This is a genomic window from Methylobacterium gregans (assembly GCF_022179245.1).
Lineage (GTDB): Bacteria > Pseudomonadota > Alphaproteobacteria > Rhizobiales > Beijerinckiaceae > Methylobacterium > Methylobacterium gregans.
The window spans coordinates 74533-91095 of sequence record NZ_BPQM01000041.1; the positions used below are offsets into that span (position 1 = coordinate 74533).

A 16563-nucleotide genomic window follows, 5' to 3' on the forward strand; every position below is an offset into this window, starting at 1 on the left:
CAGCGGCCGGCAGCCGAACGCGTCCGATAGGGCAGCCCTCGGTTGGGAGCCGCGGATCCGCGTGGCCGAATGGGACGCAGGGCGAATTCCCTACGGAAAACAGAGCCGTCACGCGGGCGCTAGATTGACAAGACGCAGCAACGTCCTAAGTGTCCGACACACTCGCGTGCAAGGTGGGTTCCCGACCAGGTTCCCGACGAGTCAGCTGACAGTGCTTCACTTCAGGCCGGTGCCGACCCGCTAGCCGTTGCCGCGACCGACCCCTCCGCGCCGGCTGGTCCGATCCCGCGCGCAACGGTTCACATATCTGATGCCCTTCTCCGACCTCGGATTGAGCGACAAGGTCCTGCAGGCCGTCTCGGCCGCCGGCTATACCGAACCGACCCCGATCCAGGCCCAGGCCATTCCGCACGTGCTTGCCCGCCGCGACGTGCTCGGCATCGCCCAGACCGGGACCGGCAAGACCGCGGCCTTCACCCTGCCGATGCTCACCCTGCTCGAGACCGGACGCGCCCGCGCCCGGATGCCCCGTACGCTCATCCTCGAACCGACGCGCGAACTCGCCGCGCAGGTCGAGGAGAATTTCGAGCGTTACGGCACCAACCACAAGCTCAACGTTGCCCTGATCATCGGCGGCGTCTCCTTCGCCGACCAGGACGCGAAGCTGACCCGCGGCACGGACGTTCTGATCGCGACCCCGGGCCGGCTCCTGGACCATTTCGAGCGCGGCAAGCTGTTGCTGACCGGCGTCGAGCTCCTCGTCATCGACGAGGCCGACCGCATGCTCGACATGGGCTTCATCCCCGACATCGAGCGCATCGTGAAGATGGTGCCCTTCACGCGGCAGACGCTGTTCTTCTCGGCGACCATGCCGCCGGAGATCGAGCGTCTGGCCGACGTGTTCCTGCACAATCCGCAGCGCATCGAGGTGGCCCGCCCTGCCTCGACTGCCGAGACCATCGTGCAGCGCCTCGTCGCCACGGGCTCCGAGGGCCACGCCAAGCGCGACCGGTTGCGCCGGCTGATCCGCGGGGCGGAGGAACTGAAGAACGGCATCATCTTCTGCAACCGCAAGCGCGACGTGGCGCTTCTGCAGAAATCTCTGGTCAAGCACGGCTTCGGCGCTGCCGCGCTCCACGGCGATATGGATCAGCGCGCCCGCATGGCCGCGCTCGACGGCTTCCGCAACGGCGAGACGCCGCTCCTCGTCGCCTCGGACGTCGCCGCCCGCGGCCTCGACATCCCGGCTGTGAGCCACGTCTTCAACTTCGACGTTCCGCACCATCCCGAGGATTACGTGCATCGGATCGGCCGCACCGGCCGGGCCGGGCGCGCAGGCGCCGCCTTCACGCTGGTGGGCCGCGGCGACGACCGCTCGCTCCAGGCGATCGAGGCCTTGATCGGTCAGCCGATCCCCTGGCTCGACGGCGATCTCAATTCTGTCACAGAGGACGAGGCAGGCGCTGAGGAGACCCGCACGCGCCATCGCGGCTCCCGCTCCGGCACGGAGCGCCGGAGCCGCAGCAAGAGCGCGGAGACGCGCGGCGAGGGACGCGCCGACGGGCGCGGAGGTCGCCGGGCCACGCCGCAGCGCGAGCGCGGCGAAACCCCTCCGCGCGCGCCTGAGCCTGCCGCCCGCGCCGCCGCGCCGGAGCGCGTGCGCGACGAGCGTCGCCCGCCTCGCCGGCCCGAAGCGGACGGCGACACGCCGATCGGCCTCGGCTCACACGTCCCGGCCTTCCTTCTGCGGCCGGTACCCGTCAAGCGGGAGTCGTGAGACCAGCTTGAAGGCCGCAGGCCGCTTGACGGCCGATATTTCTGCGCTCGACTGTCCTCTTGAAGCCGGTTCTGCATTCGCGCCTCGATCGCGGCTGGATGTGCAACCTTCCGACCGTCGAGTCTTAGACATAAGTTAGTTCTCGGCGCGCGGGCCTTAACACTCCATCCATCCATCGTCTCTACGGTGCCTTTGGGCTGGCAGGTGCCGACGCGGCGCAAGCCCGGGCAGCGACAGGACTCGGATGAACCAGGAGCGCCACGCGGATCGCGATTACAGCTTCGCCCTCGCGCAGAGGGTGCAGGAGCTGATGCGCGATTACGGGCCATCGGCCACGCCGCGCGCCTACACGGTCTGGTACAGCTACGTCGCGGGCGAGCATCCGCTGATGAACGACGCGATCAAGCGGCTGATCACGCAGAAGCAGACCCTCACCGAGACCGATACGGACACGCTGTTCGAGCAGCACCTCGCAGGCGGCCGCCTCGCCCACATGGCGGGCGAGACCAGCGCGACCATGCTGAGCGAGATCGCTGGCGTGATGGAGATGCTCGATCTCTCCGTCGACTCGGCCGCTGCCTACAACGCCTCACTGTCGAGCATCAGCCAGGACCTGACGCACAACGCGGTCACCCGTGAGCGCGTGCGCGAGATCGTGGGCAGCGTCGTCGCCAAGACTCGCGAGGTCGCCACCAGCAACCGCGTCCTCGAGGCCCGGATGCGCGAGAGCCGTGCCGAGATCGAAATGCTGCGCGAGAAGCTGGAGGCGACCCGGCTCGAGAGCCTGACCGACCCGCTCACCGGACTGTCGAACCGCAAACATTTCGAGGAGATGCTGCGCGCCTGCGTCGACGCCGCCACCCAGACCGGGACGGCGATGAGCCTCATCGTCCTCGACATCGACTTCTTCAAGCGCTTCAACGACCTCTACGGCCATCTCACGGGCGATCAGGTCCTGCGCCTCGTGGCGATCGTGATGCGCGAATCGGCCGGCAACCACGCCACGCTCTCCCGCTTCGGCGGCGAGGAATTCGGCATCGTCCTGCCGGGTCTCGATCGCACAGAGGCGCGGGGGATCGCGGAAGCCGTCCGTCAGAACGTGATGGGCCGCGACCTCGTCAAGCGCTCGACCGGCGAGTCGCTCGGCCGGGTCTCCGTCTCGGTCGGTGTCGCCGCCTACAAGGCCGGCGATTCGCCTGTCTCGCTCCTGGAACGGGCCGACCTCTGCATGTTCGCGGCCAAGCGCGCGGGCCGCAACCGGACCATCGACGATTCCGTCGGCGCGGACGCCCTCCAGCACGTCGCCTGAGCGGGTGCCTCAAGCCGGAGCGCCAAGGCGCTCCGGGCTCGCGGGCGTGATCGCGACCGACTCACCGCATCCGCAGGCCGACGTCTGGTTCGGGTTGTTGAACACGAACTGCGAGGCGAGCTTCGTCGTCTGAAAATCCATCTCGGTGCCGAGCAGGAAAAGCACCGCCTTCGGATCGATGAAGACGCTGACGCCCTTGTCCTCGACCATGTCCTCGCCGGGGTTGCGCGCCTCGGCATACTCCATCGTGTAGGACATGCCGGCGCAGCCGCCGTTCTTCACGCCGACCCGCAGACCCGCGATGGGCCGGTCGGCATCAGCCATGATGGCCTTGATCCGGGTCGCCGCCGCATCGGTCAGCGACATCACCTTGAAACCTGACATCGTTCTCGCTCTCCTGCCTCCGGGTTCAAGGCCCGGGCGGGTGCGTGTTCGGTACGCCAGACAGATAAGCATCCGCCGCGCACGGGTCCACCGTTCCTGGACCGACGAGGCCGGGACGCTACCACATGTCCAGAGCGACACGGGCCTCATCAGACATCCGGCTCTGGTCCCACGGCGGGTCGAACACCATGGTGACCGTACAGGATTGCACGCCCGGCACCGCCGAGACCGCGTTCTCGACCCAACCCGGCATCTCGCCGGCCACCGGGCAGCCCGGCGCGGTCAGGGTCATGTCGATCGCCACGGCGCGGTCATCGCCGATATCCACCCGGTAGATCAGGCCGAGCTCGTAGATGTCGGCCGGGATCTCGGGATCGTAGACGCTCTTCAGGGCGACCACGATCTCGTCGGTCAGCCGGTCGAGCTCAGCCGGGGGGATCGCCGAGGCGCCCTCGACCTTGGGGGTGTTGGCACCGCCGGTGATCGTCGCATCGGTACTCATCGAAACCTCCTCCGGTCGCGCCCCACGGGCGTTCCGGCCGAATCAAGAAACTCAGGCGAACAGCATCTCGGCCTTCGCGAGCGCCTCCGCAAGCGCGTCGATCTCGGCCGTGGTGTTGTAGAGGCCGAACGAGGCCCGGCAGGTCGAGGTCACGCCGAACCGCTCGAGCAGCGGCATGGCGCAGTGGGTGCCGGCCCGCACGGCCACGCCCTGCCGGTCGATCACGGTAGCGATGTCGTGGGCGTGCGCGCCCTTCATCTCGAAGGCGACGACACCGCCCTTGCCCCGCGCCGTGCCGATCAGCCGGACGGAATTCATCGCGCCGAGGCGCTCCTGCGCGTAGGCGGTGAGCCGGGCCTCGTGCGCCGCGATGTTCTCGCGCCCCAGCGCCATCATGTATTCCAGCGCCGCGCCGAGGCCGACCGCCTCGACGATCGCCGGCGTGCCGGCCTCGAAGCGGTGCGGTGGGTCGTTGTAGGTGATCGCGTCCTGGCTGACGGTGCGGATCATCTCGCCGCCGCCCTGGTAGGGCGGCAGGCGCTCCAGCCATTCCTTCTTGCCGTAGAGCACGCCGATCCCGGTCGGGCCGTAGACCTTGTGGCCGGTGAAGACGAAGAAGTCGCAATCGAGCGCGCGCACGTCCACCGGCTGGTGCACAGCGCTCTGCGCTCCGTCGAGCAGCACCGGCACGCCGTGGGCATGGGCGATGCGCACGATCTCGGCGGCGGGCGTCACGGTGCCCAGCACGTTCGACATGTGGGTGATCGCCACCATCTTGGTACGCGCCGAGAAGAGCTTCTCGTACTCCTCGACCAGGAAGTTGCCCTGGTCGTCCACCGGCGCCCACTTGATCACGGCGCCGCGGCGCTCGCGCAGGAAGTGCCAGGGCACGATGTTGGAGTGGTGCTCCATGATCGAGAGGATGATCTCGTCCCCCTCCCCGATCAGCCCGGCCCAGCCCATGGACGAGGCCACGAGGTTGTAGGCCTCCGTGGCGTTACGGGTGAAGATGATCTCGTCGGTGGAGGCCGCGTTGAGGAACTGGCGCGTGGTCTCGCGCGCGCCCTCGAACCCCTCGGTCGCGGCGTTGGCCATGTAGTGCAGGCCGCGATGGACGTTGGCGTAGCCGGTCTCCATGCAGGAGACCATCGCGTCGATGACCTGGCGCGGCTTCTGGGCGGAGGCCGCGTTGTCGAGATAGACGAGCGGTTTGCCGTAGACCTGCTGCGCGAGGATCGGGAAATCCCGGCGGATCGCCTCGATGTCGTAGCCTTGGGTGAGGACGGGTGCGTTCATCGGGTCACGCTCGCAAATCTCCCTCCCCCCTTTGCGGGGGAGGGTGGCCCCTGGGTCAGCAGGGGTCGGGAGAGGGGAGCGACGGCGCAGGCGAGGCTTTGGCCTGCACATCTGCTCCGCTCGTAGCTGAAGCGGTGTCCCCTCTCCCGCCTCACTCCGTTCGGCGCCCTCCCCCGCAAAGGGGGGAGGGTTTGTGTAGCGCGTCAGCCCCGCGCCTTCAGCCAAGCCTCGATCTCGCCGATCAGCGCTGCGCGGGCACCCTCGTGCGTGACCGCCTCAACCGACTCGCCGACGAAGGCCTGCACAAGCAGGCTCTGGGCGGCGGCACGCGGCAGGCCGCGGGCCATCAGGTAGAAGAGCAGATCCTCGTCCGGCGCGCCGCAGGTGGCCCCATGGCCGCAGGCGACGTCGTCGGCGAAGATCTCGAGCTCAGGCTTGTTCATCATCTGCCCCTCGTCGGTGAGGAGCAGACAGTCGGACTTCATCTTGCCGTCGGTCTTCTGCGCGACCTGCCGGACGATGATCTTGCCCTGGAACACGCCGGTGGCGTCGCCGTCGATCACCGTCTTGAACTGCTCGCGGCCGACGCCGCCCACCGCCGCGTGGTCGGCCAGCAGCGTCGAGTCGGCGAGCTGGCCGGCGCGCAGCATGGCGGCACCGTTGACGACCACGTTGGTGTCGTCGCCCGCGATGTGCACGTAGATCTGGTGACGCGACAGCACCGCGCCGGTGACCAGATTCACCGTCTCGACGCTCGCCTCGGTCTCGAGCTTCAGCGACAGCGTCGAGAGCGCGATCGTGGCATCGCCCTCGATGTTGAGGCGGGTGTGCCGGAAAGCGGCCCGCTCACCGACGACCACGTCGAGCGCGTCGTTCGGCTGGATGGTGACGCCGTTCGGGCCCTCGTGGCTCTCCAGCAGCGAGAACTCGGCATCGGCACCGAGCTGCACCAGCACGCGGGTCGCGGTCGAGAACGGCGTCTCGCCGGTACCGACGAAGCGCAGGTGCACCGGCGTCTGCGGCTTGACGCCGGGCGCCACCGTGATCAGCGCGCCGTCCGCCAGGAAGGCGGTGTTGAGCTGGTAGACCGGGTTCTCGCGCGCCTGCTCGACGGGGGCGAGCCGCTTCAGGGCCGCATCGCCCTTGGCCAGGGCCTCGCCCATCGGCACGACCGTGACGCCCTCGGGGATCCGGTCGAGGTCGGACAGCTCGCGCACGAGATGGCCGTTGACGAAGGTGAGGCGCGCGGCCTCGATGCCGGCAAAGCCCCGGGCTACGCCGACCGCCGCTTTGGCGGCGTCGAGGGACGGCGCCTCGGCAGGCGGCGCGGCCTCGGCGATCGCAGCGCGCAGGTCCGTGTACTTGAAGGCCTCGACCCGGCGGCTCGGCAGGCCGGTCGCCTCGAAGAAGCGGAAGGCTTCCTCGCGGCTGATTGCCTCTTCGGCGGCGAAGCTCCGGCGGGCCGACTCGAACAGCTTCGAGAGGCCGGCCTCGGCGGGGGAGCGGAGGTTTGCGATCTCGGCCATGGTTCAGGCGGCCTCGCTCGTGCGGTACTCGGCGTAGCCGGAGGCCTCGAGCTCCAGCGCCAGCTCCTTGCCGCCGGTCTTCACGATCTGGCCCTTCGACATGACGTGCACGGTGTCGGGCACGATGTGGTTGAGGAGCCGCTGGTAGTGCGTGATGACGAGGAAGGAGCGGCCCTCGGCGCGCAGCGCGTTCACGCCCTCCGAGACGATGCGCAGCGCGTCGATGTCGAGGCCCGAATCGGTCTCGTCGAGGACGCAGAACTTCGGAGAGAGCAGCGCCATCTGGAGGATCTCCATGCGCTTCTTCTCGCCGCCGGAAAAGCCGACGTTGAGCGCGCGCTTGAGCATCTCCTTGTTGATCTCGAGCCGGTCGGCGGCGGCGTTGACCGCGCGGATGAAGTCGGGGGTCGAGATCTCGCCCTCGCCCCGGGCTCGGCGCTGCGCGTTGAGGCAGGCCTTCAGGAAGGTCATCGTGCCGACACCCGGGATCTCCAGCGGGTACTGGAAGGCCAGGAACACGCCGGCGGCGGCGCGCTCGTCGGGCTCCATCTCGAGCAGGTTGTGGCCGTCGAGCAGGATCTCGCCGTCGAGGACCTCGTAATCCTCCTTGCCGGCGATGACGTAGGAGAGCGTCGACTTGCCCGAGCCGTTCGGGCCCATGATGGCGGCGACCTCGCCGTCCTTCACGGTGAGGTTCAGGCCGTTCAGGATGCGGTTGTCCTCGATCTGCACGACGAGGTTCTTGATCTCAAGCATTCTAGTCCAAGTCCTTCAAAACTATAGCCGATGCATCGCCTGCAGGAAGGCCCGGCGCGCCACCGGAAAGCCGGAGAGGTCGCCGATCACCGCATCGATGCCGCACCGGGGGCAGAGGGCGGTGCCTTCAGGGGCGATCCACTCCTCGATCTCGTCCGGCGCGAAGATCTCCAGGCAGTAGAAGCAGCCGCACGCGGTGCCGCTTCTCACCTCGTCGGCGTGCCGCGCGCCGTGCCGATGGGCCGCCCGCAGCACGCCTTCGTCGTAAGGATCGTTCAGGCGATCAGCCCACCGAGCCTTCCAGGCTGATCGAGATCAGCTTCTGGGCCTCGACCGCGAACTCCATGGGCAGCTGCTGCAGCACGTCGCGGACGAAGCCGTTGACGATGAGCGCGGTCGCCTCCTCCTCGGAGAGGCCGCGCTGCTGGCAGTAGAACTTCTGCTCCTCGGAGATCTTGGAGGTGGTGGCCTCGTGCTCGAAGACCGCGGAGGCGTTCTTCGACTCGATGTAGGGCACGGTGTGCGCGCCGCACTGGTCGCCGATCAGGAGCGAGTCGCAATTCGTGAAGTTGCGCGCGCCCTTGGCCTTCTTGTGGGCCGAGACGAGGCCCCGGTAGGTGTTCTGCGAGCGCCCGGCCGAGATGCCCTTCGAGATGATCCGGCTGGTCGTGTTCTTGCCCAGATGGATCATCTTGGTGCCGGAATCGACCTGCTGCATGCCGTTCGACACCGCGATCGAGTAGAACTCGCCGCGGGACTCGTCGCCGCGCAGGATGCAGGACGGGTACTTCCAGGTGATGGCCGAACCGGTCTCAACCTGCGTCCACGAGATCTTCGAGCGGGCGCCGCGGCAATCGCCGCGCTTCGTCACGAAGTTGTAGATGCCGCCCTTGCCCTCGTTGTCGCCCGGGTACCAGTTCTGGACGGTCGAGTACTTGATCTCGGCATCATCGAGCGCCACGAGCTCGACCACGGCGGCGTGGAGCTGATTGTCGTCGCGCTTCGGGGCGGTGCAGCCCTCGAGATAGGAGACGTAGCTGCCCTTGTCGGCGATGATCAGCGTGCGCTCGAACTGGCCGGTATCGCGCTCGTTGATGCGGAAGTAGGTCGACAGCTCCATCGGGCAGCGCACGCCCGGCGGGATGTAGACGAACGAGCCGTCCGAGAAGACGGCCGAGTTCAGGGTGGCGAAGAAGTTGTCCGTCACCGGCACGACCGAGCCGAGGTACTTCCGCACCAGATCCGGGTACTCGCGGATCGCCTCGGAGATCGGCATGAAGATCACGCCGGCCTTCTCGAGCTCCTTCTTGAAGGTCGTGGCGACCGAGACCGAGTCGAACACGGCGTCGACCGCGACGCGGCGCTCCGGCGCGATGCCCTCCAGCACCTCGACCTCGCGCAGCGGGATACCGAGCTTCTCGTAGGTCTTCAGGATCTCCGGGTCGATCTCGTCGAGCGACTCGGGACCCTTCCGCTTCGGCGCGGCGTAGTAGTAGATGTTGTCGTAGTCGACCCGGTCATAGGAGACGCGCGCCCACTCCGGCTCCTTCATGGTGAGCCAGCGCTTGTAGGCGTCGAGACGCCACTGCAGCATCCATTCGGGCTCGTTCTTCTTGGCCGAGATGAAGCGGACCACGTCCTCGGAGAGGCCCTTCTCGGACTTCTCCATCTCGATCACGGTCTCGAACCCGTACTTGTACTGGTCCAGGTCAATCGAACGGACCCGGTCGATGGTTTCCTGCACAGCAGGCATCAGCGTCTCCTAAGCATCACCGGTTTCAAGGACCGGGGCTGTCTCACGGATGGCTTGGGTTCTACGCGGCTCAGGCCGCTACCCCTCGCCGCTTATATAGGGTGTGAATCACCCGTTCGAAGGCACCGAGGAAGCGCGATGCGTCCTCGGCGCCCGAATTCCAGCCGAAACTCACGCGCAACGCCCCCGCGGCGAGCGCAGGGCTCACGCCCATGGCCGCGAGCACGGGCGAGCGCGCCACTTTGCCCGAGGCGCAGGCCGAGCCCGAGGAGACCGCGACCCCGGCGAGATCGAGGGCGATCAGGGCGGTCGGCGCATCGAGGCCCGGCACGGCGAAGCTCAGCGTATTCGGGAGGCGTGGCCCGGCGGCCCCGAACACCACGGCGTCGGGCGCCCGCGCCAGAACGTCGGCCTCCAACGTATCGCGCAGGCCTGCCAATCGCACGCCTTCTTCAGCAAGGGCCTGCTCCACGACCACAGCCGCCTCGCCCATCCCCACGAGGGACGGCAGGGCCTCGGTGCCGCAGCGCAGCCGTGCCTCCTGGCCGCCGCCGCGGACAAAGGCCGCGTCCAGCGTCACGCCCTCGGCAAGCACCAGAGCGCCGACGCCCTTCGGCGCGGCGAACTTGTGTCCGGAGAGCGTCAGGGCGTCGAGGCCGAGGGCGGTGAAATCCAACGGAATCTTGCCCACCGCCTGCACGGCATCGCTGTGCACCAGGGCGACGCCGTGCCGACGGGCCAGGGCGACGATCTCGCCGAGCGGCTGCACGACGCCGGTCTCGTTGTTGGCCGCGTGGACGGAGATCAGCACCGCCTCGCCACGTAGGGCATTGAGGCGGGAACCGAGCACGTCGAGGTCGAGCACGCCCGCAGCCGTCACCGGCAAGACCTCGATCGCCGCTTCCGGAAAGCGGTGGCCGGCCGAGACGCAGGGATGCTCGGTCGCACCGATCAGGAGGCGGGTCGGCGCCGGAGAGCCGACCCGGCGCAGCGCGCCAGACAGAACGGCGTTGGCCGCCTCGGTCCCGCCGCTGGTAAACACGACGCGCGAGGCCGGCGCCCCGACGAGCCGGGCGAGCCGGGCGCGGGCCTCGTCCAGCGCGGCGCGGGCGGCGCGCCCCTCTGCGTGGACCGAGGAGGGGTTGCCGGGCAGCGCCAGCGCGCGCGCGACCGCCGCCGCAACCTCGGGCCGAACCGGGGAGGTGGCGTTGTGGTCGAGATAGGCGCGCTCCAGGCTCATCGGCACTCCGTCATCCTCGGGTGTGACATTTCCTTGCTTTTCGCCCCAGGCCTCGTGCTAAGCCCCCGCGGAACCCGCATGATTACGGCTGAGAACGACGACGCACGAGGGATTTGGCAGGAACCGCGCACTGGCGCGGCGATTCACCCAATCCCAATTTAGAAGTGTTCTAATCACCTAGAACCATTCTAAGAGCGCTTGTAAGTCGGGCGCGAGCCGAGTCAAGGCGGTGACTGGACGTCGTACGGCGTGACGCAGGCTCGATCCGGCGTCGGCCACAGGAGTCAGAGACGCGTATGCCCGAGGTCATCTTCACCGGTCCGGCCGGCCGCCTGGAAGGCCGTTATCAGGCGCCGAAGAAGCGCGGCGCCCCGATCGCGATCATCCTGCACCCGCACCCCCAGTTCGGGGGTACGATGAACAATCAAATTGTGTACAATCTTTTTTACACCTTTGCCAATCGCGGATTTGCAGCCCTGCGCTTCAATTTCCGCGGGGTCGGGCGGAGCCAGGGCTCGTTCGACCACGGCTCGGGCGAGCTCTCCGACGCGGCGGCCGCGCTCGACTGGGTGCAGTCGGTGAACCCCGAAGCGAAATCCTGCTGGATCGCGGGCGTGTCGTTCGGCTCGTGGATCGGCATGCAGCTGCTGATGCGCCGTCCCGAGATCGAGGGATTCATCTCGATTGCCGCGATGGCCAACCGCTACGACTTCACCTTCCTGGCGCCCTGCCCGTCCTCGGGCCTGTTCGTGCACGGCTCGGAGGATCGTGTGGCCCCGGCCCGCGAGGTGATGCCGGTGATCGAGAAGGTGAAGACCCAGAAGGGCGTCATCATCGAGCACCAGATGGTCGAGGGCGCCAACCACTTCTTCGACGGCAAGGTCGACGAGCTGACCCAGACCGTCGACACCTATCTCGACAAGCGCCTGGGTGCGCGGGACGAGGTGGCGTAGCGCGAAGCGCTCTGCGGACCCGACGCCGGATGTGCGCAGGCCCCCTCTCCGAGAGGAGAGGGGGCCGGTCGCGGTTTCAGCCCGATCCTGACTGACTCGCTCGTCCGATGCACCCCGCTCGGTGACGGCTGCCCATCACGCCGCCTTCTGCGCCTCCGGGGCGTGCACCACCGGCACCGCCGGCGCACCTTCCCACTCCGTGCTGCCCGGAATCGACTCGCCCTTCATCACGATGGTGAGCGGGCGCAGCCGCGCGTAGTCGCCGACCTTGGTGTCGTAGAGCACCGTCGCGAAGGCGCCGACGGAAACACCGCGGCCGAGCTTCACCCGGCCGATCTTCATGATGCGGTCCTCGTAGAGGTGCGTCTGCAGGGCCGAGGTCCGGTTGATCACCGAGAAATCGCCGATCTCCACGCAGTCGAACTCGGTGACGTCGGTGGTGAGCATGCAGACGCCCTGCCCGACCTTCACGCCGAAGAGCCGCAGCACCCATGGCAGGAACGGCGTGCCCTGCAGGTGCTCCAGCAGCACTTTGCCGGCCAAGCCCCAGTAGGCCACGGCGATCGCCTCGGTGCGCATCGCCCACCACGACCACATCGGCCGCATGCCGGGCTTGTAGACGCCCATCAGCAGCCATTTCATCGCGATGACGGCCGAGGACTGGATCAGCGCGATGACGACGCTCACCACGACGAAGGAAGCGGCCAGCCCCCACCAGTCGCGCTCCAGAATCGCTGGGTAGAAGTACCAGTCGATCGCGGTGATCGCGAGGGTGATGTAGAGCATCGGCGAGAACGAGGTCGCGAAGGCCTCGAAGATACCGCGGCGCAGCTTCGGCCACAGGCCCGGCTCGTAGGTCTGGGCCGTCGAGCCGAGATCGACCTTCTGGCGGGCTGGCAGCCGGATCGGGGGCGAGCCGAACCACGTCTCGCCCGGCGCCATCGCGGCGTTCTCCGGCGGCTTCGACTTGATGCCGATCAGCACGTCGTCCGGGATCACCGCGCCCGGCGGCACCACGGCGTCGTTGCCGACGAAGACGCGCGCGCCCGTGCGGGTCTCGGCGAGATGCATCCAGCCGCGGCGGATCTCCTCCTCGCCGTAGACCACCTCGTCCGCGACGAAGTTCTTCGCGCCGATCTCGGCGAGATCGTAGCGCCCGGCGAGGTTCGTGGAGATCTCGGCCCCCTGCCCCATCCGGGCACCCATCAGCCGGTACCACGCCCGCATGTAGACCGTGGCGAAGAGCGAGGAGAGCGTCTCCAGGGTCACCTCGACGGCGAGCGCCAGTGACCATTTGCGCAAGTAGAACCAGGAATGGACCGAGTGCGTGCCCGAGCGCGTTCGCGGCAGGGCGAGCCAGCGGATCCCGGTGATCAGCAGCACCGTGCCGGCCGTCATCAGCATGGCGGTCGGCCAAGTCAGCAGCGGCAGGTAGAAGTGGTAGTCGATGTCAGTGAGGTCGCTCAGCGAATCCGAGATCTGGTCGAAGATGTAGAAGGCCGGGAAGATCGGCAGCAGGCCGACCGCGGGGATCGCCGCGAGCAGGGCGACGTAGAGGGTTAGGAACAGGCCGCGCCGCCCGGGCGTAGCCTCCGCCTGATCGGGCAGCGCCGTGGGGTCCGTCATCCCGACCTTGCGACCGGGCGAGCCGTCCCAGCGCTCGGCCCGGCCCACGCGGGTGCCGGTCGGGACCGTGGTGAGGTCGGCGATCTCGGCGAACTCGCCGATCACCGTGTCGTGGCTGAGCACGCAGGAGGTGCCGATGGCGGCCTCCGCGCCGATCGCCACGCGACCGATCACCAGTTCGCTGCCCACGATCTCGGCATTGGCGACGACCAGGCGACCGCCGAGCGAGGCGCGGTCGCCGATGCTGAGAAGGTCCGGCGCCCCAATCTCGATGTCCGAGATCAGTACGTCGCGCCCGATCCTGGCTCCCATCAGGCGCAGGTAGATCGCGATGGCGGGCGAGCCCTGGAGCCACTTCACGTGGACGAGGGGCGCGAGGCGCTGGGCCAGCCACCAGCGGTAATAGTAGACGCCCCAGAGCGGGTAGCGCCCGGGCCGGGTCCGGCCGAGCACCAGCCACTTGGCCGTGACCGCGATCGTCGCGGTGATGGCGTTGATGCCGACATAGACGGCGAGCAGTACCGCGATCTCGCCGAAGAAGCCGAGGCCGCCGCCGGTGAGCAGCAGGTAGGTCACGAAGATGCCGAGCCACTGCGATGTGGCGAGGGCGATCACGAACGGCAGGGCCGCGGCCTGGGCGAGGCCGCACAGCGCCCGGCGCAGCAGCGGCGGGGGCGCGAAGGCGAGGTCCCGGATCGCTGCCTCGGCACCGACGCCACCGTTACGGGCGATCAGCGCGTCCGACATCGCCCGGAGCGTCCGCTCCCGGTAGACGTCCTGAAGCGTGATGCCGGCGAGCGCCGGCACCTCGCGCACCGCCGAGACGAAGCGGGCCGCGAGCAGCGAGTGGCCACCGAGATCAGCGAAGAAGTCGCCGGCGAGGTCGATCGGCTGGTTGCCGAAGACCTGCCGGGCGGCGGCCAGCAGGGCCGCCTCGGTGTCGTTGCGTGGCGGCTCCTGGTCGGCCTCGGCCGCCACGACCGTCAGCGGGGCGACGCGGAGCGCCTTGCGGTCGACCTTGCCGGAGGTGAGCCTCGGCAGCGTCTCGGTCACCTCGTAATGGGCCGGCACCATGTAGGGCGGCATCTGCTCGGAGAGCGCACGCCGCAGGGCCGCGCGGTCGATCTCAGCGCCGCGCTCGGGCACCAGGAAGGCGACGAGGCGGTCGACGCCGTCGTCGGCGCGCAGCACCACCGCGGCCTGGTTGATGCCGGCCTCGGCCCGGATGCGCGCCTCGATCTCGCCGAGCTCCACCCGGAAGCCCCGGACCTTGACCTGATCGTCGATGCGGCCGTGGAACAGGATGTTGCCGGCCGCGTCCAGCGAGACCGCGTCGCCCGAGCGGTAGAGCACTGGGTCGATGCCGTCCGGGTCGTAGGGGTTCGGGACGAACTTCTCCGCCGTCAGCTCGGGCCGCTTGAGGTACCCCGCCGCGACGCCTGGGCCGCCGATCAGCAACTCGCCCTGTTCGCCGGGGCCGAGCAGGTTTAGCGCCTCGTCGGCGACGTAGACGGTGTAGTTCGCGATCGGCCCGCCGATGGTGACGGGCTCGCCCCGACGCATCTCGGCAGCGGTCGCAACCACGGTCGCCTCGGTCGGCCCGTAGGTGTTGAAGAGCTGGCGGCCCGGGGTGGCCCAGCGCGCGACCAGCGGCTCTGGCAGAGCCTCGCCGCCGAGCAGAACGAGCCGGAGCTTCGGCAGGTTGCCCGCGATCATGGCGAGCAGCGTCGGCACGGTGTCGAGCACCGTGACGCCTTCCGCCTCCAGGATGCCCGGCAGCGATTCGACGTCGCCCATCATGGTCGGCGAGGCGACGAAGAGCGTCGCCCCGACGAGGTAGGGCACCCAGATCTCCTCCATCGAGAGATCGAAGGCGACGGAGGCGCCCTGGAAGACCACGTCGTCGGCCCGCATCCCGTAGAGGGCGTTGGCCGCGCGCAGGAAGTGGCAGATGTTGGCGTGGCTGATGACGATGCCCTTCGGCATGCCGGTCGTGCCCGAGGTGTAGATCAGGTAGGCGGGGTGCTCCGGCGTCAGGCCGGCGGCGCGTGGGTCGGGCACGTGCGCCTTCGCGGGCGTGCCCGCGTCGAGGGCGGCAGGCGTGAAGGCGGGCGCCGCGTCCGGCGCCTGCGGCGCGAGCGCCTCCGAAACGAGCAGGGCCTTGGCGGCGGCATCGCCGAGGCAGACGCCGACGCGGTCGGACGGCGCCTCTGCGTCGAAGGGCAACCACGCCGCGCCCGAGAGGGTGATGCCGATCTGGGCGACGAGCAGGTCCGGCCCGCGGGCCATCCAGAGCCCGACGACGTCGCCGGGCCCGATTCCGCGATGGGCGAGGCCGGCGGCGATACGCTCGGCGCGCGCCAAAACCTCGGCGTAGGTCAGGCGGGGATGACGCCCGCCGGCGACGATGGTCGTACCATCGATCAGCGCGGGATGACCGCTCCGCAGACGCGCCGTATCGCGAAAGATCTCGGGGAGGACCTCGTCGCGGATCAGGTCGGGCCGCGACGGGCCGCGCAGGACGGCCCGGTCGCGCTCGCGCCGGTCCGCCTCGCCTCCGCCCGTCTCGATCCGGATCCCCTCGGCGAGACTGCTCATACGCTGCTCCGCTTCCGGCCCCGATCGGCCGGAGACCCTGTCAGATGTGCCCGGTGAGGCGCCGCACGCGCGTCGGGAACGCACGATGCGAGGCGCGGCCGCGCTCTAGCCCCGGATCGCGCCGAGATCAGGGCGGGGCCGGAGATAGATCCGCCTATCCTCCTGCACCATAGGGCGGCGCGGATGAATCCGGGTGGAACGCCGAGGTTCCGACATGCATACCCAGGCTCAGGCCCACCGCCAGCCCTTGGCATCCAACACGAGAACCGACCCCTGGCGGATGCCGATGCGCGGCGCGCCGTAGCTGTCGAGGTGGCCGAGCGCCACCAGCACCGCGCGGGCGACCCCGCCATGGGCCACCATCACGGTCGTGGGGCCGAGGTCGGCCAGGACCGGAGCGACACGCTCGGTCAGCATGGCGTAGCTCTCGCCCGTGATCCCTGGCGGCCGGTAGCCCCAGCGGTCGCGGTCGCGCGCATGCGCCCCGCCCGGATCGCGCCGCCGGATCTCCGACCAGGTCGAGCCCTCCCAGGCGCCGAAGCTGATCTCCCGGAGCCGATCATCCATCCGGTAGGCGACGGGATCCTGGCCTAGGCGCGCCCGCAGGATTTCCATGGTGCGGCGGGTGCGCGTCAGCGGGCTCGCGACGAAGTCGGCGCCCGCGAGGTCGCCGCCGGCCACCGCCGCAAGGCGGTCGGCGACCTCGCGGGCCTGCGCCTCGCCGGTCGGGTTGAGGTCGATGTCACGCTGCCCCTGGAGCCGCCCTTCCGCGTTCCACGGAGTCTGGCCGTGCCGAATGAAGTAGATGGTCCGCATGGAAGCCCGGATGGACGGAGAGGCTGC

At 68.9% G+C, this 16563-nt stretch carries 13 protein-coding genes; 3 read left to right on the forward strand and 10 right to left on the reverse strand.

Annotated elements, in window-relative coordinates:
• Positions 1-310: 310 nt before the first annotated feature.
• Positions 311-1777, forward strand: coding sequence for a DEAD/DEAH box helicase (locus tag MFF54_RS09815; protein WP_238302423.1), 1467 nt, complete (start codon positions 311-313; stop codon positions 1775-1777).
• 244 nt (positions 1778-2021) lie between these two features.
• Complete coding sequence (locus MFF54_RS09820; RefSeq protein WP_238302424.1) at positions 2022-3086, forward strand: GGDEF domain-containing protein; 1065 nt, start codon at positions 2022-2024, stop codon at positions 3084-3086.
• A 9-nt stretch (positions 3087-3095) separates the two neighbouring features.
• Here MFF54_RS09820 and sufA read toward each other — a convergent pair whose 3' ends face one another.
• From sufA to MFF54_RS09860, 8 genes are all read right to left on the reverse strand, one after another.
• On the reverse strand, positions 3096-3470 hold the full coding sequence (gene sufA, locus MFF54_RS09825) for a Fe-S cluster assembly scaffold SufA (RefSeq protein ID WP_238302425.1): 375 nt from the start codon (positions 3468-3470) through the stop codon (positions 3096-3098).
• A gap of 118 nt (positions 3471-3588) precedes the next feature.
• Positions 3589-3972: an SUF system Fe-S cluster assembly protein gene (locus tag MFF54_RS09830; RefSeq protein WP_238302426.1), complete on the reverse strand. Its 384-nt coding sequence runs from the start codon at positions 3970-3972 to the stop codon at positions 3589-3591.
• 51 nt (positions 3973-4023) lie between these two features.
• Positions 4024-5268 carry a cysteine desulfurase gene (locus MFF54_RS09835; protein ID WP_238302427.1) on the reverse strand — a complete coding sequence of 415 codons (1245 nt, stop codon included), beginning with the start codon at positions 5266-5268 and terminating at the stop codon, positions 4024-4026.
• Between the two features lie 203 nt (positions 5269-5471).
• Positions 5472-6794: a SufB/SufD family protein gene (locus MFF54_RS09840; RefSeq protein WP_238302428.1), complete on the reverse strand. Its 1323-nt coding sequence runs from the start codon at positions 6792-6794 to the stop codon at positions 5472-5474.
• 3 nt (positions 6795-6797) lie between these two features.
• The gene (gene sufC / locus MFF54_RS09845) at positions 6798-7550 is read right to left on the reverse strand and encodes a Fe-S cluster assembly ATPase SufC (protein ID WP_238302429.1); all 753 of its coding nucleotides are present in this window, start codon (positions 7548-7550) and stop codon (positions 6798-6800) included.
• Between the two features lie 21 nt (positions 7551-7571).
• Complete coding sequence (locus tag MFF54_RS09850; protein ID WP_238302430.1) at positions 7572-7805, reverse strand: cytoplasmic protein; 234 nt, start codon at positions 7803-7805, stop codon at positions 7572-7574.
• A 28-nt stretch (positions 7806-7833) separates the two neighbouring features.
• The gene (sufB, locus tag MFF54_RS09855; RefSeq protein ID WP_238302431.1) at positions 7834-9303 is read right to left on the reverse strand and encodes a Fe-S cluster assembly protein SufB; all 1470 of its coding nucleotides are present in this window, start codon (positions 9301-9303) and stop codon (positions 7834-7836) included.
• A 70-nt stretch (positions 9304-9373) separates the two neighbouring features.
• Complete coding sequence (locus MFF54_RS09860) at positions 9374-10543, reverse strand: cysteine desulfurase family protein (RefSeq protein ID WP_238302432.1); 1170 nt, start codon at positions 10541-10543, stop codon at positions 9374-9376.
• A gap of 296 nt (positions 10544-10839) precedes the next feature.
• Here MFF54_RS09860 and MFF54_RS09865 point away from each other — a divergent pair, with 296 nt between their 5' ends.
• Positions 10840-11496: an alpha/beta hydrolase gene (locus MFF54_RS09865; protein WP_238302433.1), complete on the forward strand. Its 657-nt coding sequence runs from the start codon at positions 10840-10842 to the stop codon at positions 11494-11496.
• A 135-nt stretch (positions 11497-11631) separates the two neighbouring features.
• On the opposite strand, the gene MFF54_RS09870 is transcribed toward MFF54_RS09865, so the two are convergent.
• Both MFF54_RS09870 and MFF54_RS09875 read right to left on the reverse strand, forming a co-directional pair.
• On the reverse strand, positions 11632-15720 hold the full coding sequence (locus MFF54_RS09870) for a Pls/PosA family non-ribosomal peptide synthetase (RefSeq protein ID WP_238302434.1): 4089 nt from the start codon (positions 15718-15720) through the stop codon (positions 11632-11634).
• Between the two features lie 228 nt (positions 15721-15948).
• Positions 15949-16536, reverse strand: a complete 588-nt coding sequence (locus tag MFF54_RS09875) for a histidine phosphatase family protein (RefSeq protein ID WP_238302435.1) — start codon at positions 16534-16536, stop codon at positions 15949-15951.
• Positions 16537-16563 lie beyond the last annotated feature (27 nt).